This window comes from Pigmentibacter sp. JX0631 (genome assembly GCF_029873255.1).
GTDB lineage: Bacteria > Bdellovibrionota_B > Oligoflexia > Silvanigrellales > Silvanigrellaceae > Silvanigrella.
In genome coordinates, this window is the sequence record NZ_CP123622.1 from 2,194,572 (window position 1) to 2,217,370 (window position 22,799).

At 30.4% G+C, this 22,799-nt stretch carries 24 protein-coding genes; 9 read left to right on the forward strand and 15 right to left on the reverse strand.

All coding sequences use genetic code 11. The annotated features are described in order from the left end of the window. Positions 1–46: 46 nt before the first annotated feature. Together QEJ31_RS09660 and QEJ31_RS09665 are read right to left on the reverse strand one after the other, a co-directional pair. The gene (locus QEJ31_RS09660; protein WP_280589671.1) at positions 47–970 is read right to left on the reverse strand and encodes a flagellin; all 924 of its coding nucleotides are present in this window, start codon (positions 968–970) and stop codon (positions 47–49) included. A gap of 213 nt (positions 971–1,183) precedes the next feature. Further along, entirely contained in the window at positions 1,184–2,146 is a 963-nt protein-coding gene (locus tag QEJ31_RS09665; RefSeq protein WP_280589673.1) for a nitronate monooxygenase, read from the reverse strand. Between the two features lie 263 nt (positions 2,147–2,409). Here QEJ31_RS09665 and QEJ31_RS09670 point away from each other — a divergent pair, with 263 nt between their 5' ends. Continuing rightward, positions 2,410–4,164 carry a pentapeptide repeat-containing protein gene (locus QEJ31_RS09670; RefSeq protein WP_280589675.1) on the forward strand — a complete coding sequence of 585 codons (1,755 nt, stop codon included), beginning with the start codon at positions 2,410–2,412 and terminating at the stop codon, positions 4,162–4,164. A gap of 28 nt (positions 4,165–4,192) precedes the next feature. On the opposite strand, the gene QEJ31_RS09675 is transcribed toward QEJ31_RS09670, so the two are convergent. The 3 genes from QEJ31_RS09675 to QEJ31_RS09685 all read right to left on the reverse strand — a co-directional run bounded on the left by QEJ31_RS09675 (position 4,193) and on the right by QEJ31_RS09685 (position 7,519). Beyond that, complete coding sequence (locus tag QEJ31_RS09675) at positions 4,193–5,332, reverse strand: PP2C family protein-serine/threonine phosphatase (RefSeq protein WP_280589677.1); 1,140 nt, start codon at positions 5,330–5,332, stop codon at positions 4,193–4,195. A gap of 114 nt (positions 5,333–5,446) precedes the next feature. Further along, entirely contained in the window at positions 5,447–6,388 is a 942-nt protein-coding gene (locus tag QEJ31_RS09680; RefSeq protein ID WP_280589679.1) for a hypothetical protein, read from the reverse strand. Between the two features lie 12 nt (positions 6,389–6,400). Beyond that, positions 6,401–7,519: an aminotransferase class I/II-fold pyridoxal phosphate-dependent enzyme gene (locus QEJ31_RS09685; protein ID WP_280589681.1), complete on the reverse strand. Its 1,119-nt coding sequence runs from the start codon at positions 7,517–7,519 to the stop codon at positions 6,401–6,403. A 709-nt stretch (positions 7,520–8,228) separates the two neighbouring features. Between QEJ31_RS09685 and QEJ31_RS09690 the strand changes: the two genes are divergently transcribed. Continuing rightward, the gene (locus tag QEJ31_RS09690; protein WP_280589682.1) at positions 8,229–8,783 is read left to right on the forward strand and encodes a hypothetical protein; all 555 of its coding nucleotides are present in this window, start codon (positions 8,229–8,231) and stop codon (positions 8,781–8,783) included. A gap of 66 nt (positions 8,784–8,849) precedes the next feature. Here QEJ31_RS09690 and QEJ31_RS09695 read toward each other — a convergent pair whose 3' ends face one another. The 8 genes from QEJ31_RS09695 to rpmH all read right to left on the reverse strand — a co-directional run bounded on the left by QEJ31_RS09695 (position 8,850) and on the right by rpmH (position 13,951). Further along, positions 8,850–9,020 (reverse strand): hypothetical protein, encoded by a 171-nt coding sequence (locus QEJ31_RS09695; RefSeq protein WP_280589684.1) that lies wholly within the window; start codon positions 9,018–9,020, stop codon positions 8,850–8,852. Next, positions 9,017–9,838, reverse strand: a complete 822-nt coding sequence (locus tag QEJ31_RS09700) for an enoyl-CoA hydratase/isomerase family protein (RefSeq protein WP_280589686.1) — start codon at positions 9,836–9,838, stop codon at positions 9,017–9,019. The genes QEJ31_RS09695 and QEJ31_RS09700 overlap by 4 nt, the downstream gene beginning before the upstream one ends. Before the next feature lies 1 nt (position 9,839). Continuing rightward, positions 9,840–10,652 (reverse strand): hypothetical protein, encoded by an 813-nt coding sequence (locus QEJ31_RS09705; RefSeq protein ID WP_280589687.1) that lies wholly within the window; start codon positions 10,650–10,652, stop codon positions 9,840–9,842. A gap of 123 nt (positions 10,653–10,775) precedes the next feature. Then, complete coding sequence (gene scpB / locus QEJ31_RS09710; RefSeq protein ID WP_280589689.1) at positions 10,776–11,465, reverse strand: SMC-Scp complex subunit ScpB; 690 nt, start codon at positions 11,463–11,465, stop codon at positions 10,776–10,778. A gap of 13 nt (positions 11,466–11,478) precedes the next feature. Next, positions 11,479–12,036: a hypothetical protein gene (locus QEJ31_RS09715; RefSeq protein WP_280589691.1), complete on the reverse strand. Its 558-nt coding sequence runs from the start codon at positions 12,034–12,036 to the stop codon at positions 11,479–11,481. A 134-nt stretch (positions 12,037–12,170) separates the two neighbouring features. Beyond that, positions 12,171–13,145 carry a methionyl-tRNA formyltransferase gene (gene fmt, locus QEJ31_RS09720; RefSeq protein ID WP_280589693.1) on the reverse strand — a complete coding sequence of 325 codons (975 nt, stop codon included), beginning with the start codon at positions 13,143–13,145 and terminating at the stop codon, positions 12,171–12,173. A gap of 94 nt (positions 13,146–13,239) precedes the next feature. Next, positions 13,240–13,740, reverse strand: coding sequence for a 2-amino-4-hydroxy-6-hydroxymethyldihydropteridine diphosphokinase (gene folK / locus QEJ31_RS09725; protein WP_280589695.1), 501 nt, complete (start codon positions 13,738–13,740; stop codon positions 13,240–13,242). Positions 13,741–13,798: 58 nt separating this feature from the next. Continuing rightward, positions 13,799–13,951, reverse strand: a complete 153-nt coding sequence (rpmH, locus tag QEJ31_RS09730; RefSeq protein ID WP_280589697.1) for a 50S ribosomal protein L34 — start codon at positions 13,949–13,951, stop codon at positions 13,799–13,801. Between the two features lie 213 nt (positions 13,952–14,164). Between rpmH and rlmB the strand changes: the two genes are divergently transcribed. The 7 genes from rlmB (at position 14,165) to QEJ31_RS09765 (ending at position 21,145) form a co-directional block, all read left to right on the forward strand. Next, entirely contained in the window at positions 14,165–15,367 is a 1,203-nt protein-coding gene (rlmB, locus tag QEJ31_RS09735) for a 23S rRNA (guanosine(2251)-2'-O)-methyltransferase RlmB (protein WP_280589699.1), read from the forward strand. Positions 15,368–15,376: 9 nt separating this feature from the next. Next, positions 15,377–16,300, forward strand: a complete 924-nt coding sequence (locus QEJ31_RS09740; RefSeq protein ID WP_280589700.1) for a polyphenol oxidase family protein — start codon at positions 15,377–15,379, stop codon at positions 16,298–16,300. A 142-nt stretch (positions 16,301–16,442) separates the two neighbouring features. Then, the gene (gene secE / locus QEJ31_RS09745) at positions 16,443–16,859 is read left to right on the forward strand and encodes a preprotein translocase subunit SecE (RefSeq protein WP_280589702.1); all 417 of its coding nucleotides are present in this window, start codon (positions 16,443–16,445) and stop codon (positions 16,857–16,859) included. A 31-nt stretch (positions 16,860–16,890) separates the two neighbouring features. Continuing rightward, entirely contained in the window at positions 16,891–17,511 is a 621-nt protein-coding gene (gene nusG, locus QEJ31_RS09750) for a transcription termination/antitermination protein NusG (RefSeq protein ID WP_280589704.1), read from the forward strand. Between the two features lie 119 nt (positions 17,512–17,630). Beyond that, positions 17,631–18,005 (forward strand): PilZ domain-containing protein, encoded by a 375-nt coding sequence (locus tag QEJ31_RS09755; RefSeq protein WP_280589706.1) that lies wholly within the window; start codon positions 17,631–17,633, stop codon positions 18,003–18,005. A 30-nt stretch (positions 18,006–18,035) separates the two neighbouring features. Continuing rightward, a complete protein-coding gene (locus QEJ31_RS09760; RefSeq protein WP_280589709.1) occupies positions 18,036–19,208 on the forward strand; it encodes a tetratricopeptide repeat protein in 1,173 nt (390 codons plus the stop codon). A gap of 143 nt (positions 19,209–19,351) precedes the next feature. Next, positions 19,352–21,145, forward strand: a complete 1,794-nt coding sequence (locus tag QEJ31_RS09765) for an FAD-binding oxidoreductase (RefSeq protein ID WP_280589711.1) — start codon at positions 19,352–19,354, stop codon at positions 21,143–21,145. On the opposite strand, the gene QEJ31_RS09770 is transcribed toward QEJ31_RS09765, so the two are convergent. Beyond that, entirely contained in the window at positions 21,035–21,892 is an 858-nt protein-coding gene (locus QEJ31_RS09770; protein ID WP_280589713.1) for an SDR family NAD(P)-dependent oxidoreductase, read from the reverse strand. The two genes, QEJ31_RS09765 and QEJ31_RS09770, sit on opposite strands and share 111 nt — an antisense overlap. A 1-nt stretch (position 21,893) precedes the next feature. Then, positions 21,894–22,724, reverse strand: a complete 831-nt coding sequence (locus QEJ31_RS09775) for a lysophospholipid acyltransferase family protein (protein WP_280589714.1) — start codon at positions 22,722–22,724, stop codon at positions 21,894–21,896. Positions 22,725–22,799 lie beyond the last annotated feature (75 nt).

Consider the following 22,799-nt stretch of genomic DNA (forward strand, 5'->3'; position numbering starts at 1 on the left):
GAAAATAATTGATCCCCAAAAACGTAACACTGGCTTTGAAAAATTATTAACCTAACAGACGTAACGCAAGCATTGGAATTTGATTAGATTGAGATAATACAGAAACACCAGATTGTTTTAAAATGTTTGATTGCGCTAGTTTAGCAGTTTCTTCAGCAAAATCAGTATCACGAATTCGACTATTTGTAGCAGCATTATTTTCCGCTTGAATACTTAATTGAGTAATTGTTGAATTTAGGCGGCTTTGAATTGCACCCATAGTAGAACGATAGGATGAAACTTTGGTGATTGCTTCATCTATTATACTAATAGATTTTTGTGACATTTCTTTTGAAGAAACACTTGTTATATCATCTTCTTCTGATGTACCTAAATTTAAACCATCGGGATTCACAGAGGCATTAACATTGCTAAAATCAATTCTAATAATATTTGTTGGATTTATATTATCTAAACTATCAGCTGATTCAAAATAGTTTTTACCAACTTGTAATTCAAGTGGAAATTTATTTGATCTTTTAGTAATTTCCTCATCTATGTCATCTTGATTTCCAACTAACAAAAGCGTTCCGTTAAATTCAGTAGTTTTAGATATACGGTTGATCTCATCTTTTAGTTGGCTAAATTCTTTATTTAAAAAACCCCGTTCAGTGTTACCTATGGTATCACTTGCTCCTTGAATAGAAAGCTCACGAAGTCTTGATAAAATGTTACCAATTTCATTCAAACCACCTTCGGCAGTTTGAATTAATGAAACACCATCATTAGCATTTCTTCTAGCCATAATAAGAGAGCGATAGTCAGCTCTTAACTTATCACTAATAGCAAGACCAGCAGCGTCATCAGAAGCTTTATTAATTCTAAAACCAGATGACAACTTTTCCATGGATTGGTTATTCATCTCGTTACTAATTGTTAAATTACGTTGCGCATTTAAAGATTGCACATTTGTAGCAATACGAAAACCCATAAAAAGTCACCTCCTAGAACCCTGTCCATTGCTAAGTAAATTGAAATTAAATTCACTTACTGCAACTATTTTGACTGCGTCAAAATTATGATAATTAATCGAAGTAATGATTAAAGTCTTTAGAATTTTTTTTATCAATTTATAATTAAATAAATAGTCAATATATATATTTAATTAAATATAAAGAAATTTTTTATATTTTTTTGTAAAATATTAATTTAAAAATAATTTATTTTTTGCTTCAAGATACTCGGAAATAATTTTAGAGACTAATTTGTTACAATTTAAAATTTCATTTATTTCTGAAACAATTTGACCAACTTCAAGCTCACCTTCAGCCAAATTCCCATTGAGCATGCCTTCTTTTGCTCGTCCTTTACCTAATAGGTGTGCCAATTTTTCTTTGTCAGCACACTCATCTTCAGCTAAAGCTATTTTTTTAGAAAATTCATTTTCCAATAATCTTACAGGAACTAATTTTTTCATTCTTAAAAAAGTAGAATTAAATTTGGCTTGGCACATTGCTGTTTTAAAATTATTATGAGCAGAACTTTCTTCAGTGGCTGCAAAAGCTGTTCCTATTTGTACTCCTTCTGCACCTAAGGCGAAACAAGCTAAAATAGCTTCACCGGTACCTATTCCGCCGGCAGCGATAACAGGAATATTTAAAATTTTACGCATTTGTTGTAATAAGACGAAGGTTGTTAATTCATCGCGGCCATTGTGTCCTCCAGCTTCGAATCCTTCAACGACTACAGCATCTACACCTGCATTTTGACATTTCAATGCCAATTCAGGATTGCTAACTACATGGACGACAATGCAACCTTCTTTTTTTAGGATAGGAGTCCAAGTTTTAGGGGAACCCGCACTGGTAAAAAAAATTTTAATTCCTGCAGAAAGTGCTACTTCGATTTGACTTTGAGTTTTATCATATAGCAAAGGAATATTTACGCCTAGAGAATGATTTGTTAACTGTTTTGCTTTTATTATATGCTGTTTAAGGACATCGGGTTGCATACTGCCAGCACCTATTAATCCTAGGCATCCTGTATTTGCTGCTGCTGCTGCTAATTTACCCCCACTTACCCAAACCATGCCAGCTTGAATGATAGGATGTGTAATATTAAATAAATTACAAATCCTATTTTTGGGCCAAATATTATTTTGATTCATCTTTAATATCTCCATTTCCAGTAAGTTAATTAGAGTTACATAATTTTTTTAATGTACTTTTAATTAAAGTGCAAATATTATTAATTTAAAATAAAGTAATAAGGTAATAAAGTAATAAACAAATTTGTTACATAAAAATCTGAAAAATATAAAGATATTTTTAATTGCTAAGTAATAATATATTCATCAAATTTATAAAATAAAATATGTATTAATAATACTTCGAAATTATTTTTTATTACTTAATTTAGGAAAAGAGATTTATGAATGATAATGAGATTTTAAAATCAATTGGAATAAATAAAGAAGAAACTGATACTTATATTAAATATGTCTTGTATGATAAAAACAACAGAAATTTAATAAAATCAAAAGAATTATTGATCACTGCGCATGGTGGTTATCATTCCGCAACAAGACAGTTTCGTGCAGATAAAAAAATATCATTTTTTAGTAATCACGGATATAATCTAGTTTCAGAAGGTGATTCAACTTTACGCAGAGTTACTCAAGCTAGAGCTATTGCTAGAGAAACATATTTTCGTGATAATTATGTGGTAAATTACAATTTAAGTGATGTTTCTGATCATAAAGGGTATTACTTAGATAAATACTACGACAGAAAAGATTTTATCAAAATAATAATGTTTGAATCCTATTTATATTCAGTAAGAAATGTCTATGAAAGACAAAAAATATTCAATAGAATTTCGCCTGATCTCATTCTTTCTGCTTGCCCAGATATATTAATGGTGAAGGCGAGTACAAACCTACTTCAGGTTCTTTTGGATCCAAAAAACGCAGACTATGAAAAAATATTTTGCAGTTTTTGTCGCGGTAGCGGTTCAGGAAGCCCCTCTATGCGAGCTACAAGCATTCCTAGACCTCTTGGTGATCAAGAAGTTCTCAGAATTGAAGCCGTTGTAAAAAGTGAAATACAAAGTCGTGGAATTGCTGGAGAGCGTCCAAGTGCTACGGCAGTACCATTAGTAGCAACTGCTACTTCAATTCCAATAGGAACGACAGGTGTTGCAGGAAGCCGTGTAGGTGGAGGATTGGCAGCTGGTGCAGGAAGTCGTGTAGGTGGAGGATTGGCAGCTGGTGTAGGAAGTCGTGTAGGTGCAGGAGCATCAGGCGTTGCAGCAAGTCACGCAACTGCGAGAAGCATACCAGTTACGCCAGTAATTGAACCTGCAAAAAGGGCAAAAGACTTTAGAAATAGAGATTTTAGTTATCAAACGTTGAATGCTAGTGATCTTTCGAATGCCGATTTGAGTGGAGCTAATTTTAATAATGCTATTTTAAGAAATGTTAACTTAACTGGATCTGTATTAAGTTGGGCGAAATTTGATCAAACAATTTTTAATAATACAAGTTTGTGGAACTGTGATTTAGATAATACAAATTTTGATAAAGCAAGATTTTCTTTTGAAAATATGACAATAAATGAAATAATAAATAATTCCGATCCTGTAGTTTTAGCTACGAAAGCTCAAAAATGGTCGACAACAAGTTACTTACCATTAGGAGATTCAAAAGATTTAGGTTTTAATGTCATGATACCTACTATTTTTAAATTAGAAGATATTAGGGAACCAGGTTTATATCGTTTTGTTATCCTTCCAAATGGTGAAATTAGAATTGGATATGAAGATAACAGGAAAAATGAAACACAAATTTGGCGTGATAGGTTTGGAAGAGTTGTGGAAAGAAGAAATATAGTAACAAATTTTACTCAAAATGGTAAAACGGAAATTTGTTCGCATGGGGGTCTTTGTGATTATCAAAAGACTATTGCTGCTGGAGTCATTAATATAGGAAGTTACTTTGGCAGAAATTATATTATCTCAATTACAAACCAGTCAGGCCATTATAAGCCAAATAAAGAATCATTATTTATTGCAGGAATTATCATTCAAAATAAGTATCCTACTTTAATTAATAGAACGAGAATAGAAGCTATGAGTTCTGATCATAGGGGAAGATCTTTTTTAGAGCATGTAGGAACTATAAATTAATTTTTTATTTAAATTGGTATTTCTGCAACTACAAAATTTCTATCGCAATTGCAGAAATATCATCTTCTAAAACTCTAGAATCTAACAGGTCTAATACTTCGTTTTTAACATTTTGCATTACATCATTTAAATTTAAATATTCAACAGAAAAATGTTTTTTTAATATTTCTTTAATTTTTTTTGTTCCAATCTGTTCACCTTTTGAAAGACCTTCAATAAGCCCATCAGTATAAGCAAATATGATGTCCGAACTTTGGATTCCTTTTAATTGACCTTTAAAAAAGAGATCTTTTTCACTACCAAGAATTTTACCTGAATTTGGTAAAGCTTCTATTGTTAGAGGCATATTATTTTGTAAGTTACTGCGTTTAATAACAAATGGAAAATTATGTGCTGCTGAGTAAGTATAAACATTCATTTCATCTTTTGATATCACTAAAGAAAGCATAGTCATCATAAAAGATTGTTTACTCATTTTTAGAAGTGTTTCATTAAAATCCTTTAAAATTACAGCAGGGGAATCAAATTTTTTATTTTCATTAATTGCTAACATACAATGTTTTTCAAATATTCCAGAAATTACAGCAGTTAATAGTGCAGGAGCAAAGCCATGACCAGTTATATCGCCAATATAAATGTTAGCAGTTCTATCTTCTAAAAAAAAATTGAACCAATCACCACCAACATGCAACGCCGATTTATAAAATGAAGCTATAGAAAAATGCGCATTGTGAACTGGACTTGTTGGTAATAAAGATTTTTGAATTGTCGTTGCCATCCCAAGAGCTTCTAATTCTATTTTTTCTTTCAAAAGTTCATTTTCTTTTTGCATTTTTGAAAATGCTTTCATAATATATTCTTGTTCTTTAACTCGTAGCAAATTAATGCCATAAATTAATAACTCATTAGATTTTATTTTTGATATAAAAAATTCAAATGGGATATTTTTTCTTTTATTTAAAACCCATTCATACTCAAACTTACTTAAATTTTCATTTATGTACTTTAAAATATCTATTTTATGAAAAATTTTTTGAATTTCTTTACTTTCATATTGATTTCCAGCATCGAATGCAAAATTTGAAGTTTTTAGTATGTATTTCTTCAGGTCAAACACCGCAATAGGAAAGTCAAAATTATTAGCAAATTTTTTGATATTTTGAAACATTTACTAACCTTCAGTTAAAAGTATCTTAGTTTCATTTAATATTTTTATATTATATTTTTTTAATTAAAATTTATCTAGTTTTTTTTATATGTCAAAATTAAGTCAATATAGTATTTATAATTCATTCAAAATATATCGTGACATCATAATATCTTGCGCAGCGAGTCCGGTTAAATCAATTACTGTATAACCTGCTTTACTAATATAAGATTCATTTTTAGCGAAAATATCACCTAACTCTAGAACTTTGGATTGAATTTCAGGCTTTTGTTTAACTGCGTGGCTTAATTCTCCATACTTCAAACATTGATCTAATGAATCAACAAAAACATTTTTTGCTTGGAAAATCACTGAAGAGGAAAGTTCTTGCTTAATTCCATCATCAGCTCCTAAAGCAATAATTACTGTTCCAGGAATAATATGCTCTGGAAATAAATATGGTTCCTTTGAACTGGTGGTACAAATAATAATCTTATTATTCATCAATACAACATTTGGATCATCTGTTAAATTTACAGCGCATCCTAAGTCGACAAATTTTTGTTGAATATTTTTTAGTTTTTCTATATTTCTTCCATATATATATAAATTTTTCAATTCTGGGAAAATAAATTTTAGGTATTTTGCATTTAAGTATGCTTGAATTCCATTTCCCATTATTCCAAGTGATTCAATTTTATCACTTGCAAAAAATTTGGCACAAAGTGTAGCTGATAATGCTGTTCTTGTATCTGTAATAAAACCATCATCCTTTATTAAAACTTCAGGAATTCCTGTGCTAGTATTTAAGGCAATAATGACTCCTTGGCTTGGAGAAATATTTTTTAAATAATTATCTGGAAAACCAGAAGCAATTTTTACATAATAGTATTTATCATCTTTTAAGTAACCAGATTTTATATGAATATCTGCATTTTTTTCTGAAAAATGAGTTTGGGTTATTGGAGCACAAATTATTTTTTTTTCAGAATAATAAATAAATGATTTTTTTAATTCAAAAAGTAAATCATTAATATTTAATTTTTTTACTATATCTTCTTGGGTTATTATTTTCATTACTTTTCTTTGTTATATATTAATTAAAAAATTTTCAAATCTTTTTATTGCTTCAGGCATGTTTAATCTGCCAAAACCAACGCGAAAATGATTTTTATCATGATCAAAAACATCTCCAGGTAAAAGCTGTACTTTTTGTCTTTGACTGAACTGTTCGCAAAAATCATAAGCAGAAATATTTAGCTTTAATTTTGGATAAGCTATACATCCTCCTTTTGGTTCAAACCATTCAAATATTTCTTTTTTATTTAGAAAGAAATTTCTTAGTAAGGTTAAATTTTTTTCTATTATTTTTTTATTCCTAGAATAAATTATATCTTCATTTTGGAGGGCAATAATTGCTAATATTTCGCTAGGAGCTCCATTGCATATAGTTAAATAGTGTTTAAATTGAGATAATTTGGTCATTAATTGTTTATCTTGAGATGCTAACCAACCTATACGCAATCCAGGGAGGCCATAAGATTTAGAAAGAACTCCAAGGCTTATTCCTTTTTCATAGATACTAGCAACAGGAGGGAGTTGATCCGCTTTGTTAATTTCAAGTCCTCTATAAACTTCATCAGAGAAAATATAGAGATTATGTTTTCTGGCAATATCAATAACATGATTTAATTCATTCTTCGATATAATATGACCTGTGGGGTTATGGGGGAAATTGATTATTATAAGTTTTGTATTTTTTTTGATTAGTGTTGGTAAAATATCTAAATTAAATGAACACTGTCCATTCAAAAATTCTATAGGAAGTTCACTAACTTCACAAAGATGGTTTGGTAAGTCTTTTAGTGATTGATAACATGGAGAAAAAACAATAGCATGATCATCTTTTGTAAGTATATTAGTAAATGCTGCAAAAATACCTTCTTCAGCACCATTAAAGGTGCAAATATTATCAACACTCGATGATAAATTATACCGTTTATTTATTTCTTCCAAAAGTAGAGGATGACCTTTAGGGTGTGTGTACGATAGTTTTAAGGAATTCCATAATTCAAGAGTTTCTGTTGAAGCTAAGCTTAAAAGTTCATGCATGTGATATGTTTCCATATCTGATCCAGAAAACATGATTTCACAATTAAATTCCCGCTCAGATAGATATTCTTCTAATTTGAAAATAGGTAATCTCATAATATTATAGCCTTTTTTGAAACAAATATGCTCAGAAAGAGTATATTTAGACAAAATTATATAAATTATATATTTTTGTCAATATCTTTTTTCTGTATTAAGATAATGAAATTATTATAGTATTAGAGTGACTCGTCTAACTTTTAAATTATAGATTTCATAAAGAACTTTTTATTCTCAGTAGACTAAAAGATAGATGACAAGGTTTTATTTTCTTCACTCATCTTGGATGGATTTTAAATCAACTAGAACAAGACTCATTTTGAAAGTCATTTGGTTTTTAATATCTATAAATTTAAACTTTTTATTAATTAAATAGTTAAAATTTTTATATGTTTGGATTGAATAAAAATTAAATTTAATTTGTACTATAAATATTAATATTTTATTTAGTTAAATTTTCTTAAGAATTTAAATACGAAAATATTTTAGTTTATAAATTACTTAAAAATTGAGGATCTAATAAAACTCATAGAGTTAATAAATTAAAAGATATTTTTTTGATTCTTAAACTATTTAGATTAATTAATAAATGAACATGTTTTAAATTATTATATATCACATTATTTTTTATTAAGTTAAGTAATATATGAAATTTACTAGTATATAAAAAATTATAAATATTTTTTTATTGATATTGGAATAATAATGTAATATATAAATTTTCTATTTTTGTATTCACTTTTTTTCAATATGTTAGGAGTTATATATGAAAAAAATACTATTTTTAGGTTCTTTATTATCTTTTCAATTATCAAGCAATTCATATGCAATTGAAGTTGAAAGTTTTTTAAACGGAAAACTAAATTCAAATTTTCGTAGTGAAAAGACAAATGTTGCTTCAGGTTGTCAAATGAGAAATCCTTTTAATGGTAACTGTATTCTTTTTTGGACTCAATATAACGAATATTTTGTGACAAGAGGAAATATTGCTAATACATATTTATCTTCAGAACAAACTGCAGGTAGCATAACAATTCCTATTACTTGTCAAATAGTTAGACATAAACTAGATGGATCTACAAATCCTGATTCTAAGAATGGGGTTAAAACTGGTGAAGAAAACTATTCTGCTAGTTATAATATTAATTTCAATTGGTACGTAAGTGCAAATCCTTTTTCTAGCAATCATAATTTTCATATTCATAATGATGTCAAATCTATTTTTACTTCTGGTGTAAAAGATAATAATGATGCTGATGATTTTTGTACAAAAGAAATTATAAATGCAATTAAAAATTTAAATGGAACATCTGTTAATTAATTATTCAGAAGTTAAATCTATTTTAGAAAGAAATTTTCAAAAAAAATAATTAAGACTTTTCGTGATTTATTTTTCATCCTTTTTTTCTTTATCTTTTGCTTCTATTTTTGGTTTTCTTGCTTCAACTTCTTGCTGGACATTACTAGGTGATGTTGCAAAAAAAGCATCTGGTGGAGCTTTAAAACCGCAAGCTGGAAGTAAAAATAAAGTGACAAGAGCTATGTTTATTTTTTTCATTTTCTTTTTTTTCTGCTTGTTAAAAATAAATTAATTTTATTTTTATGTTCTTCTGTTAAAAAATGTTTCCTAAAAAATTCTTTGTCATATTCTTCTAATGCATCATAATTAAAAATATTTTGCCTTGCGAATAATCCTTCTTTTAAATTTTTAGGACAATTTTGGAATTGTAATGACCACTGTTTAATTTTGTTAAAACAAGCTTTTTTAGTAGAAAATTCTTTGTCTACTAATCCATTTTGAATCAATTGTTTACTATTCATAACAGTTTTAGTAATTAAATAGGTAGCTATTTTTCTTTGATTTAGTTGAGGGCATAATTCTGCTAACCGCAACATTCCACCCCAACCAGTGGGTAATCCAAATTGCGCTTGAGTAAAATGGAGAGCATAAGTTTTTCCTACTCCCCAGCGAAAGTCGGTTGCTAAAGCTAGTTCAGCCCCTCCTCCATATGCAGGGCCAGTTAAGACGGAGATTGATATGGCACTTGTTTGGTGAAGTAAAGAACAAAATTTATAGATAGCTGAAGTATATAAATTTCCATATTCAGCAGAAAATTTTGTAAGCTCAATTAAGTTTCCACCACTTGAAAAAATACCTTTAACTTCAGAATTTAAAATAATAAGCTGGCAGGATTGTTCAACGATAAATTTTTCAAAATATGTTGTTCCTCCGTTTATGGGTGAACATATATCTTGCATTAATTTAGCCATTCTAAAACTAATAGCATTTTTAGTTGATTTACTATTTAAAGTAACAAAACATATGTTGCTATCAGAAGAAATAGAAAATTCTTCATCATCAACCAGCTTCTGCATATTAAACTCCAGAGTTTACTTTTTTCGCTTCAACTTCTATTGCTTGATTAGAATTAGCTTGTGGTAATGAAGCAAAAGGATCATTTTTAATCTTTGTGTTTCCACCTATCGCATCATCAAAAGCGGATAAATGTTTTGAGCGAGAACCAGCTGCCTGTAATTCTTTATCTAAATCAACTTTTTCAGCTCCAGTTAATTCAGTTGAAAGTTTAGCCACTGCCTTTGATTTTTGTCTTGCATTTCTTATTGCTTCTAAATTTTTAGATGAAGAGTCAACTGACAAACCAGTAAGTCTATCATTTAATTCTTTTATTTTTTGTGAGCTGATGATATCTGCTACGGTTTCTGCTTCTTCTTTATTAAGAGAATCAATTTGATTTTGTAATTCAATTAAACGAACTTTATAACGCTCTATTGCTTGTTGTTGCTCGTCAATTTCGTTTTCTAGTTCTTTTACTCTGACTTCATTTTTATCTGATTTTTCTGCCAATTGAGCATATGCCGTCTTATATCTTTCATCGGGGTTTTTCTTGTAAAGTTCAATTGCGCCAGCCATTTTTTGTTGTAGCTCTTCGCTTTCTTTAGATATTTTTTTTACTTCTTCTGACTTCATTTCTCTTATACGTATTAATTCGGCTACAGCTTCACGCATTTCTTGGTAATCTTTGCTCCAATCTTCTTTTGTTTTTCTAAATTGAGATCGAATAGCATCAGCACTTGATGTCACAAGTTTATCTGTTGCTCTTTCTGTTTTGCCTTGAGCAAGGCCAAAAATGCTTGAAAAAAAACGCCCTAAGCTATCAAAAAAACTCATAATTCCTCCAGATAAAATAAAAAAACGACTTTGCTTCTCGAAAGAAGCTAATGTGTTTAAATAAAATAATACCAGCAGTTTTGTCTTCTGTTAAGATAATTACATCTATTGTGAAATAATTGATTATCCTTGTGAGTCATCTGGAGAGGTAAAACCAATTTCAGAAGAATTTACTACTTTATTTTCATTCTCATTAGAGGTTTCAATAGCGTTTAACGCTAAAGCAGCTTTTTTTTGGTCATCAATATTCATTTGCAAAGACCTTAAGCTAGGCAATTCATTTAAGCCATTTAAGCCAAATACTTCCAAAAATTTTGCTGTAGTTCTAAATTCCAAAGGGTTCCCCACTTCTTTTCTTGTGCCAGAGGCATAGATGAGATCTTTTTCTTTTAAAGTTTGCACAATTGATGAACTGTCTACTTGTCTTAAAGCATTTATTTGTGCTCGGGTGATAGGTTGGCGGTATGCGATAATAGCCAAAGTTTCTAAGGCATTCTTACTTAGTGAACGTGCTTTTCCAGTATATTGTTTTTTAATTAAATTTAAGTATTCATTTCTTGTTTTAATCTGGTACTTATTATCCTTTTCAAATATTTCAAAAGCTCTATCTTCATATTCAAATGCCAAAGCTCGAATAGCCATCCGAATATCTGCTAATGATACTTCACCAATCCAATTGCGGATTTCCCCTGCTTCAAGCGGAGTGTCGGCAACAAACAAGATAGCCTCTACTTTTGTCTTTAATTGATCAAAAGTAGATTTAATTATATTATTATCTTCATTATTGTTACTTAATTCAAGACTGTCTTCCATAATACCCTATATATTAAATTTCTTTTTTATGTCTTTCTTTTTTACTACTAATTTTTTTTTCTGGTTGTTCATGAACAATTTGAGCGTCAATTACATTTTTCTCAGAAATTCTTTTTTTTGCATCATTTATCAATGTTTGTGCTATGTTTTTTCTGAAATTCATAAATGATTCAATATTAGTTGGTGCATTATGGACAACAACTGAATTAACATATTTAACTATAGGTAAAATATTTTTACCATTATTGTGTTCAACCAACATACTCATTATTTCAGTACGAATTTCATTTGTAATATTTTCTTCTGCTTGACCTTCTAATATTTTATTTACTAGTTTAGAAATGTTTTTTTCTATTTCAAGATTAGTTTTATGACCTACGTCATTTACTTTTCCAAGTAAAAATTGAATTTCTTCCTTTGAAAAAGAACGTGCTTGATGAACAGCTTTTTTCGCCATTCCTAGCATTGCACTTGGGTTTAGATTTTCTTGATTCTTTTTTAAAGTTTCAACAATTTTTTCAGAGTTTATATTTTTTAAATTTTGCAAGAAGGAATTGAGTTTGCTGTCCATTGCTATTTCCTTTAAAATATAAGAATAGTCGAGTTGTACCTCACCTTTTATGGTAAACCGCTCTATCACATGAGAAACAAAACCTCTAACGTTTCTCAATTGCTAAATACTTTAAATCAATAAAAGAAATAATTTCAAGTATTTAATTTAAAAAGCTTGCCTTTTACACCATTTTGAAAATCTTTGGTTGGGACAACTTTTTTTCCTGGTAGTTGTAGTTCTGTTACTTCTAACAAATTTAAATCACCACAGCAAATAAATAAAGAGTTTTGCGAAAAAATTAACTCTCCTTGTTTTAATTTCAAGTTATTTTCTTTTACTTTAGTTGTTATTATTTTAATTTCAATAATATCACTATTTATTAAAAACTTTGCTTTAGTTCCTGGCCAACCAGAAAAAGCTCTAACTTTATTGTGCAAAGTGATAGCAGGTAAACAAAAGTCTAATAAACCTTCCTCGGGTTTTATTTTATCAGCTTTTGAAGCCATTTCATGATTTTGTTCTTTTCCTACAGTTTTTCCAGCAAAATAATTAGGTAGTGTTTTTCCTAATAAATGAGAGCCTTTAGCAAACAATAATTCAAGTAAGTCGCCACTTTTTATTTCAGGATCTAAAGGAATTTCTTCTTGAGCTAGAATAGGGCCAGCATCCATTGCTGCTACTGATAATAGAATTGTTACTCCTGTTAATTTATCTCCATTTTCAATAGTTCTTTGAACTGGAGCCGCTCCTCGATACAAAGGTAACAAGCTTGGATGGATATTTAATGTGCCAAACTTAGGTATTTCTAAAAAACTTTTTGGCAAGTAGTTACCATAAGCAGCAGTAATACATAAATCAGGTTCAAGTAGTTTTAGATCTTCAATAAAAGCTTCTTCTTTAGCGTTGGTAGGGGTCAAAACTGGAATTCCTTTTTCTAAAGCAGTTTGATGCACAGGAGAAGGAGTTTCGCTTCCATTTCTAGTTGATCTTGCGGGAGGTTGACTGACAACTAATATGATTTTAATAAATTGATCGTACTGCAACAGAATTTTAAGAGCTTCAGCTGCAATTTTTGGTGTTCCTAAAAAAACTACTTTTTTTCTATTATCTTTTTGTAAAAAACTCATCTAATGACCTTTAAAAAACAGGAGATATTTTTCCTGTAAGAGAACATTGCAAATTCAATCAGCAATACCATGACTTCATAAAAATTAAAATCGTCTATAAAAGATTAAAATGCTTTAATATAGTTTCTTTTGAAATTTGCATTTCATTTTCAACCATATCTTGCCAAAAATCTCTTTTAAAATATTCTGTGTGAGGAACATGAAAATCGGGAGACTTATAATATATACATGGTTTTAATGAACAAAAAGGTAAACTATTACTTGAATGAGCACAGAATAAGATATCGATATCTAAAGCTCTTGGCATCCATCTCCGTTCTCTAGGATGTCCAATTATATCTTCAATTTCAATTATGACTCGATAAAGTTCTATCGGGTTTAAGCTTGTTTCGACATGAGCCACAAAATTAATATAGAATTCATGATTATCTGTATTATAAACAGGGTGAGTCAGGGGAAGGGTTTCTCTCCACCGACTTTGTTCTAAAACTGTGACATGTTTTTCTAAAAGCTTTAAAGATTTTGATAAGTTATCTATTCTGTCTCCTAAATTGGAGCCAAAAGCCAATATGTAGTGGTATTTTTTTTTCTGCATTATTATATGTTTAACAAAAAAGGCGCACGAAGCGCCTTTTAGGAGTTAATCTATAGTATTACTTAGCGTAAACAGTTGCAGCGAGTCTAGTGCGTCCTTTGGTACGACGACGTTTGATTACGTTGCGGCCATTTTTTGTAGCCATGCGAGCACGGAAACCGTGTTTGCGTTTACGAACTTTATTACTTGGTTGAAATGTTCTTTTACTCATGTCACAAATCCTCTCAAATCATAGGAACCATTTTGCTAGCATAAGCCTTATCATAGTGCAAGCATAAAGTAAAAAAAACAAAAACTAAAAAAGTTCAATGGTTGATTAAATTGTGATCTAAGATCTTTCTGGCTTTGAATTTGTCTTTTTCTGTGGCATAGGTTTTTCATGGATTTGAGCCATTTTCTATTAAATAAGTGAGAAGAAAAAACCATGAATTTTAAACAAAGAGACTCTGGTAATAGAGGAAAAAAACCAATAAAAACGAATGGAAGAGATAAGAATTCACGGAATAGGTCTGAAGATTCAGCAGACCGCGAGGAAAAGAGATCACCTCGTACCTCAGATCGTGGTGAAAGGACTTCTAGATATGCAGCAGATCGTGGTGAAAAAAGATCGCCTCGTACCTCAGATCGTGGTGAAAGGACTTCTAGGTATGCAGCGGACCGTGGTGAAAAGAGATCTCCGCGTTCCTCTGATCGTGGCGAAAAAAGATCACAGTATTCTTCAGATCGGGAAAGACAAAAACCGCATTTTGCGAAAGACAGAAATTCATTTGAAGGCGGAGATAAAACTTCCAGACCTCAAAAAAATGAGCAAAATCAATTATTTAAAACATTTAAAAAACCATTAAAAGAAATTTTTATTTGGGGTAGAAGAACTGTAGAAGCTTATTTAAGCAATTTGCACCAACAGGGAAAAGAAATAGACAATTCAAAGTATGCTCTGCACATCATTGTTGATAAATCTAATAAAGCACCTTCCCAACTAAAACCTTCAGTTGAATCTGCTCAATTATTAGGTATTAAAATTGTACCCCATCAATCAACAGAAACATGGCCTATAGCGGATTCCGGTGAAGAGCTTAATCACCAACGTATATGTTTAAAAATCCCTGAATATCCAATACAGTATTTATCTGAAGCAGTAGAAGTTATAAAATCGGCTAATCTAGAGTCTCAACATGGTTGTATAGGGCTAGTTTTAGACCAAATACAAGATCCAAGAAATTTCGGTGCAATAATTCGCAGTGCGGCATTTTTTGGTGTAAAATTCATAGTTTATGGAACGGATAGACAAGCTGACATATCGTCTCTTGTACTAAAAACAGCCGCGGGTGGGGCGTTTTCCATCTCGCTTATTCCTGCTGTAAACATCAACCGCGCTCTCCAACAAATCAAGGAAGCTGGGGCTTGGATAGTTGGTACTGCTTTAGGTGAAAATTCTAGTAACTTAAAAGATTTACCAATAGATAGAGCATGGGTAGGAGTTCTTGGGAACGAAGAAAAAGGCTTGCGGAATGAAGTCTTAAAAAACTGTGACTATGTCGTCCAAATTCCAGGCGGAAAAGGAACGGTAGATTCTCTAAATGTAAGTGTTGCGGCTGGAATTCTTATTCATTCTTTAAGCCACTAAAGGACTCTTATGCTTTTTTTATCACATTTGGATTTAAATGACTATTCATTGCATGTTCCTGATGCTTTTCTAAAAAAATTTAGTCCAAGTGTTGAAAAGCTATCTTTTAATCCTTTTCAAAATGATGAACACCTTGCAGTTAAAATCAATTCCTGCAGAAGTTCTGTACGCTTTTCTTTGCACGAAGCTCTAACACCTTCTTTTTTGGTGAAAGCTTTTCATAGTAACGTTATTGCTCGAGCTTCTGAAAATTCTCCTGCAGCAGATGCGCATTATATTATAGCGCCGTTGCGGAATACTTCTCCTATTTTTCAAGGAAAAAAATATTTATCTATACGCACGGCGGATTGTTTAGCTGTTGTTTTTGTTTTTGAAAATGCTGAATATTTTATTGGAGCTATCGCTCATGCGGGTTGGAAGGGATTAACTCAGGGAATTATACAAAATACCATTGAACGTTTAATAGTTGAGGCAAATGCGCTAGGAATTTCCAAAAGTAATTTGCTTAATGAACTACATATTCATATTGCACCAGCTATTTTTGGAGTGTCTTATGAATGTGGCAGTGATGTTGCGACTGCTTTTCAACAGCATTTTAGCTCACTGACATCGAAATATAACAATGCAATAAGCTATTTAGATCTTTACAATTTACTAACAAATATTCAACAAGATCCCTCTCTTTTGGATGTTGTGCAAAGTAATTTATTTAAAAATCAGCATTCTATTCTCATTCCAGGGAAAATTTTTCCAGATTTACAACTTTTAGCGGCGCTAGAGGGTTATATATCCGGCATTCCAAGTGAGAATATTGAGATTTTAAGAGAAAATACTTATAGTCATCCATGCCTTTTTAGTTATCGTGAAGCAAGTCATAAAAAGACAAATGCAAGTCATAGGCAGTGGACCCATCTTTGTTTTCCCTCTATTTAGAAGAAATCTCATTAAGTAGTGGAAAGACTTAGCGGTCTCTGTTTTTCGCTTGCCCATCATAAGTAAACCGTGATAGCTCTAGGTTCATTTAATGGGCTTTTGAAATGTTACTGGGTTCAGCCCAATAGGAGATAAAAACCAAATGAATGAAGTTTCTCAAGTGGCTTATCGTTATGCAGCACTATTTTATGGTATTATTGCTGCTTATTTTTGGTATATTTTTTATGCTTTATGGGGATTTTTAGGAAGAAATTATTTTCCTCAAGATGTTTCCAGTGTATTGAGTATTCAAAACAGTAATTTTCATATCGTTAATATTATAGTAGCTTCAGTTCTAACCTTATCTGTATTAATTGGTTTAATTTTACATAAAAAATTAAAGGAATTTATTGTTGATGTTGGTGATGAGCTTTCTCGCGTTGCATGGCCAACCTTAAAAGAAGCTCAAAAAACAACAGCCATTGTTATTGCGCTTGTCATTGTTTCTTCCATTGTGTTGTTTTTTGCTGATATGATATTTTTAAAAGCGATCAATTTAATTATGAATACTGCAGCTTAAGCAAATTTGATAAATCAAGGAATTTAAATTTATGGTGGATACAAAATTGAGTGAACAAGAAACTACAGCAAAGACAAATTCGTTTACACATGAAAGATTTAAATGGTACGCCGTTTTAACCCAATCTGGGATGGAAAAAAAAGCAAAAGCAACATTAGAAGAGCGCATTAAAAAGCTAAAAATGACTGATTATTTTGGTCAAATTCTAATTCCTACCATGACGGTTGAAAAAATAGATGAAGGCGGAAAAAAGAAAAAAGTAGAACAAAAAATGATGCCTGGTTATCTATTTGTCCAAATGGATCCTGATCATAAAGCTACTTTTGGATGTGTTAAAGATACGCCAAAAATTTCTTCTTTTATTGGTGCAGCGGCTAATCAAGATCCTAAACCAGTTCCTGATGAAGAAATCAGTCGTATATTTAATAAAGCTGCTGAAGCTACTAAGGCTGCACCGGCTAAGCCGCTTACTGCATTTGAAAAAGGTGAGAAAGTAAAAGTAATTGAAGGTCCATTCACTAACTTTATTGGCGATATTGATGAAGTAAAACCTGACAAAATGAAACTTCGTTTACTTATTTCTGTCTTTGGTAGAGCTACTCCGGTTGAACTTGAATTTAATAAAGTTGAAAAGCTAAAAGACGGTGAGTAATAGTTTTTAAAAATAATATTTGACTATATTAAAAACAGAGCTTTAAAAGCTCTGTTTTTTTTTATACAATTAATGATGGATAAAAATTCTAAATACAATTTCTTAAAGGTTAAGTTTCCATGGGAAAAAATAATGAAATGGAAAGAAGAAGTTCTGAAAGATATAAAAGTGGAATTCCAGTATTAATTAAAAGTAAAGAAATAACTAGAGTGTTAGAATGCACATTAATTGATATTTCAAAAACAGGTTTTGCTGTAAGAATAGAGCATGGAAAAATAAAAATGGATAGTGATGAACATTTTATTTTATCAATAGATCCAGCATTATTTGAGTTAAATGAATATAATAGTATAGAAATAAATTCTATATGTAAAAGAATAGATCTTGATAAAAAAATATTAGGTGCTATTTTTTATAAAAATAATGAATTAACAAATAAGTATTTAGAAAATATAATTTTTTATTTTAAAAAGATTAACGAGAATTTGTATTAAGTTACTTGCTATTATTTAAGGAATTTTTTTATGACTTTAGTTCTTGAGCTTCCTGAAGATTTATCTTTTTTAATTGTAGATGAAAGTGAAGCCATTCGGACTACGGTTTCTGCTGGATTAAAGTCATTAGGATTTAAGTATGTAACACAAGCAACAAGTTCTTTAATAGCATGTGAAATTATTAGAAACAAAAAAATTGATTTTGTAATTTGTGAATTAGATATGTCTCTTATAAATGGGGTAGATTTATTAAAAGAAATAAGAGATTCTAATGAATTAAATAAAATTGCTTTTCTTATGATGAGTGGACGTGTAACAAAAGAAAACATTGCTTTGTTAGCAGAATATGAGATAGACGGATTTTTAAAGAAGCCATTTACTTTTCAAGCTTTAGCTCAAAAAATACCAATTTGTATGCAAAGCTATAATAATCCAAATAGTATAGAAAGTAAGTTTCAAGAAGCAAAATCAATGATCAAAAATGATGACTATCCAATTGCTTTGAATAAATATGAACTTTTACTAAAAAAATTACCTAATTCATGTCGAGCTCGTGTTGGACTTGCTATTTGTTACAGGATGATGAGAAATTATCAAAAAGCAGAAACAATGTGCCGACAAGCAATTGAAAAAAATCCTGTATACGTTCAATCTTATGATGAATTAGGAAAAATATATGTCAATATGAATAAAATAGAAGAGGCTATAAAAGTTTTTAAAAAAGCAGTTACCTTGAGTCCAAGCAATCCGCTACGTTTTGAAAGAATTACTTCTCTTTTAGTTGAAAGACAAAGATTTAAAGAAGCTGAATTATTTATGGAATCCGCGGCAAGCAATGGAATCGCATATACAAATTTAAATGAGCAATTTGGTAAAATACTTTTTTATCAAAAAAAATTAGAGAAAGCTGCAATTTATTTTGAAAAAGCATTATTGAGTGATCCAAATAATAGAAGCTTAATAAATTTAATGGGAATTTGTCTAAAAGATCTAAATCGCTATGATGAAGCATTAAAATACTATAATATGGCTATTAAAGCTTATCCTACTGATACTAAAGTTTTGTTTAATAAAGCTCTTTGTTTTTTTGAAATGAAAGAATTTGAAAGAGCTAAAAAACTTTGTGAATATATTTTAACTTTGGATCCTGCAAATCAAAAAGTAATAAATAAAATTCAAGAAATTGAATTAAAACCAGAATAAATTCAGTAATTAATATATTTTAAATACATTGTAATATATTTAAAAAGTAAATAAACAAAATAATTAGAGTTGACAATAGTTAAGAAGTTTGAGATTTTTTATATTCAACTTTATTTTTTCTTTTGATGATGAGGTTATATTTTATGATGAAATGGTGGGGTTGGGGCGATCCTCAAAAAACTTTTCCAATGGACGATAAGCCAAATTTATGGAATTGGATTTGTGGTATTTTAAATTTAGATGCGAGTGATAAAACAGCAATACCTGTAACACGTGAACAAGTAAAATTACCTCAATTAAATTTAAATCAAGATTTTTTTCAAGAAATATCTCAATTATTGAAAAAAGAACAAATATTTACAAGTGAAGATGAAAGACTTTTGCATTCATATGGAAAGTCTTATGGAGATCTATTTTATGCGCGCAAGGGCATTGTAAAAAAAGCTCCTGATATTGTTCTTTATCCTGAAAGTCATGATGATGTTGAAAATATAATTAAACTGGCTCATTCCCACAATGTTTGTGTTGTCCCATTTGGAGGCGGAACTAATATTGTTGGGGGGGTTGATCCTCGTGATCAGACTATAACAAGTAAAGGTTTACGCTGTATTGTTTCATTAGATATGAAAAGAATGAATCGTGTGGTTTCAATAGATACTCAATCAAATACAGCGGTTATTCAGGCAGGAGCTTTAGGTCCCATTTTGGAAGAGCAGCTCAATGCAAAAGGCTGGTCACTTGGGCATTATCCTGATTCATTCGAGTACTCTACTTTGGGTGGTTGGTTGGCAACTCGTTCTGCAGGTATGCAATCCGATGCCTACGGAAAAATAGAGGATATGCTTGTTTCTTTAAAAATGGTAACACCTACAGGAACAGTAGTAACAAGAACAACTCCTGCTTCAAGTGCAGGTCCTGATTTAAACAGACTTGTTTTAGGATCCGAAGGTATTTTAGGTGTTATTACTGAAGCTACAATGCGAGTGCATAAAGCACCTGAAGTTAAAGATTATCGCGGATTTATTTTTCCCTCCTTCGAAAAAGGAATTGAAGCTATCCGGGAATGTTTGGAAAAAAACTGGATTCCAAGCATGATTCGTTTACAAGATGAATTTGAATCTCAACTAGCTTTTAATATGAAAACTCCGAAAAAGGGAATTGAAGCTATCATTCAAAAACAAGTGAAAAAGTTTTTGCTTGCAACAGGCTATCAAAAACCATGTATTATGATTGTTGGATTTGAAGGTGATCTTAAAAATACTCAAGTTGTATCTAGTGAAGCTGTAAAAATTTTAAAGAAACACAGAGCATTTTCATTAGGAAAAAGTGTTGGTAAAACTTGGTCAAAAGATAAATTTAATGTTCCTTACCTTCGTGACTATATGATGGACTATGCTGTTATGGTTGATGTTGCAGAAACAGCAGCGGTTTGGTCAAAACTTCATAATGTATATCAAAGAACAATTGATGAAGTGAAAAAGCGTTTTGCTGAAGACGACAACGGAAAGCAAATGGGTTATATAGGTTGTCATATTTCTCACACTTATCAGACAGGCGCTTGTCTTTACTTTACATACGCAACTAAACAGCAAGAAGGTAACGAGCTGGAACAATATTATGGGTACAAAAAATTAATAACAGATACTTTCTTACGTAACGGAGCTACTTTAACACATCATCATGCTGTCGGTTATGAACACGCACCTTGGATGGAGTCTGAAGTTTCTGCTACTGGTCTAAAAGCAATTAAAGCAATTAAAGATTCTTTAGATCCTAAAAACATTTGTAATCCAGGTAAAGTGTTACCTGTTGAAGAGGAAATGAAACTAGGAGTGTTTGGAATTGACGCCCCTGACTTGGTTAATCAAAGTAAGAACAGAGCTAAAAAGAGAGCTGGGCAAGTAAGTCGCAATTTGAACGAAAATACGATTAGTTAATCCTGGAATACAAACAAGTTCTCCATTAAGTAACGAATTTAAGCCTTGTTCAGCAACTTCACGGGCAGACATGCCCGATGATTTTTCAATGATATTTTTATCTGAAAGTTCTTGAATTTTTGAGCGCGCTCGAAATTCAGTTTGAGTAATTCCAGGACATAAACAACAAACTTTAATACCAAACTGTTTATTTTCATGGGCAATTGATGAGCTAAAGGAAAGAATAAAAGATTTGCAAGCTCCATAAACGGATTGATAAGGAACAGGCGAAAAAGAATAAACCGATCCTACATTTAAGATAAATCCAAATTTATTTTTTTGCATATTTGGTAAGAGAAGTTTTGTAATACTAAGGGTAGTATTAACTTGAAGTTGAACTAAATCTAGCTCTTTTTGTAGATTAGTTTCATGAAATCCTCCATGTATTCCAAAACCAGCATTATTTATTAATAAATCTACAGATAAATTATGTTTTTCTAAGAATTGAGCAATAACTTCAGTGCAATTTTGTTTAGAAAGATCAAGTGCAAGGGGATAAATTTTAGAACCATATTTATTAGATAAATTTTCTTCTAATTCTGATAGTTTTTGCAAATCTCTGGCAACAATAATAATATCATAACCTTTTTCGGCTAATAAATTTGTAAATGCGTATCCAATACCACTCGAAGCACCAGTGACAAAAGCTAGTTTTTTTCTTTTTACATTAATCACACTATTACTTATATTTTTCTTAAAAAAGTTCATTTTATTTTATTATTCCTGACTTATAAGTATTGAAGTATTCATTCTCTTGTGTCTTTATTTGTTTCGCTATTTGATTCACTATCTCTCCGCATCCCTCTCTACCCTCTAAATTTGTTTGAGGTTGGATGAGTTTTAAATCAATATAGAAATTTGAATTTTTTAGTGGGTAATTTGAGTAAGTTTCTTGCTTATCGCCTCTAACATAAATGCAAAGAACCCTACAATTAGGAACATTTTGAATGATTTTTCCAACTCCATAGGTCATTTGCTTTTCTTCAAATTTTCCAGTCCTACTTCTTTTTCCTTCAGGAAAAATAGTAATAATTTCTCCTTTTAACAACAAATTTTTGCAAATTGAAAGAATTTCATTGTGATGTGAAGATGATGCATCTCTATGAATAAAAATACACTTAGCTAAAAAAGCAATCGTCCGAAAATGCCATTTTTTTCCAAAAAAATCTCCAGCTGGTAAATTCCATGAAAAATATTTGTAATTAAATTGATACCAATAATTTGGAGCAAGAGCCCAGATAATTAAACAAGAATCAATAAAGGTTAGGTGATTAGCACAAATTACTAATGGTTTATTTTCTTTTATAATTTCTTTAAATTGAGTACGAATTTTTTTTATATTTTCAATTTTGTATTGCATAATAAATTTAAAGATAAATATGATGGAATAACAAAAAGGTATTAATAGTAAAAAGCTTATTGACTTTTGGAAAAAAAGTCTTTGATCGGTATACGAAACAATGGGTGGAGATTTAATTATCTCTTTTTCACTGGTTGGAATAAATTGTGTCGATGATTTAGAATTTTCTTTTTCTAGCATCTAAAAAGTCCTCCTTTTATTGCATTGGTTATATTATTTGATCTATATATATGAGTAAATATGCAAAATTAAAAA